Source organism: Burkholderia sp. HMSC10F09 (assembly GCF_001806955.1).
Lineage (GTDB): Bacteria > Pseudomonadota > Gammaproteobacteria > Burkholderiales > Burkholderiaceae > Burkholderia > Burkholderia multivorans.
The window spans coordinates 9316-10834 of sequence record NZ_KV786661.1; the positions used below are offsets into that span (position 1 = coordinate 9316).

Here is a 1519-nt window from a genome sequence, read left to right on the forward strand (position 1 = left end):
GTCGGCGGCGAATGGGGCGGCGCGGTGCTGATGGCCGTCGAGCATGCGCCGAAGGGCCGCAAGGGGCTGTTCGGCAGCCTGCCGCAGACGGGCGTCGGGCTCGGCCTGATCCTCTCGTCGCTCGCGATGGCCGCGGTCGCCGCGCTGCCGGAAGCCGACATGCTGTCGTGGGGCTGGCGCGTGCCGTTCCTCGCGAGCATCGCGCTGGTCGGCCTCGGCTGGTTCATCCGCGCGAAGGTGCCGGAATCGCCGGACTTCGAGAAGATGCAGCGCCAGGGCAAGGCCGAGAAGTCGCCGGTGACGGCCGCGCTGCGCCGCCATCCGCGTGAAGTGCTGACGATCGTCGGTGCGCGTGCGGCCGAGAACACGTGGTTCTACATGGTCGTCACGTTCGCGCTGTCGTATGCGACGCAGCAGCTCCATCTACCGAAGGCCGAGATGCTGCACGCGATCACGGCCGGCGCGCTGCTGTCGCTCGTCACGATGCCGCTGTGCGGCCATCTGAGCGACCTGATCGGCCAGCGCCGGATGTTCGCGATCGGGCTCGTGCTGATGTGCGTGTTCGCCGCACCGTTCTTCATGATGCTCGGCACGCAGCAGACCTCGCTCGCGTGGTGGGCGATCGTGCTGGGCCTCGGCGTCGTGTTTCCGATTCTGTACGCACCCGAATCGCTGCTGTTCGCGCAGCAGTTCCCCGCCGAAATCCGCTACAGCGGCATCTCGCTGTCGGTCCAGCTCGCCGGCGTGATCGGCGGCGGCTTCGCGCCGATGATCGCGACCTCGCTGCTCAAGGCCGGCGGCGGTCAGCCGCACTACGTCATCGCGTATCTCGTCGGCTTCGGCGTGTTCGCGCTCGTGTGCACGGCGCTGATGCGTCCCGCACGCCGCTGACACGCCGGCCGCGCCGGCTTCCCTCCACGTTCCGCGTCCGCGCGCCACGCTGCGCGCGGCGGGCGCGGCCGCCCTGCTTCTTCCTCACCCCGTTCTTCCGGAGACTTCCATGAACGCTGCAGTTCCCCAGACCGCCCTCGCGTTGCCCACCGCCAAGCTGCTGATCGACGGCTCGTTCGTCGATTCGCGCAGCACCGAATGGGGCGACATCGTGAACCCCGCCACGCAGCAGGTGATCGGCCGCGTGCCGTACGCGACGCTCGACGAGATCGATGCGGCCATCGCCGCCGCGCAGCGCGCGTTCCACACCTGGAAGACGACGCCGATCGGCACGCGCGTGCGGATCATGCTGAAGTTTCAGGATCTCGTGCGCCGCCATCTCGAACGCATCGCGCAGACGCTGACCGCCGAACAGGGCAAGACGCTGCCCGACGCGCAGGGCGACATTTTCCGTGGCCTCGAAGTGATCGAGCATGCGTGTTCGATCGGCACGCTGCAGCTCGGCGAATTCGCGGAGAACGTCGCCGGCGGCGTCGATACGTACACGCTGCGTCAGCCGATCGGCGTCTGCGCGGGCATCACGCCGTTCAACTTCCCTGCGATGATTCCGCTCTGGATGTTTCCGATG

2 protein-coding genes are annotated in these 1519 nt (G+C 68.5%); both read left to right on the forward strand.

Features of this window, described 5'->3' with window-relative positions; translation table 11 throughout:
* Positions 1-891 (forward strand): MFS transporter (locus tag HMPREF3115_RS11055; protein ID WP_256276123.1); only part of this gene is annotated, 891 nt, incomplete at its 5' end.
* A 109-nt stretch (positions 892-1000) separates the two neighbouring features.
* Positions 1001-1519: aldehyde dehydrogenase family protein (locus tag HMPREF3115_RS32365; RefSeq protein ID WP_256276124.1), on the forward strand; the 519-nt coding region annotated here is incomplete at its 3' end.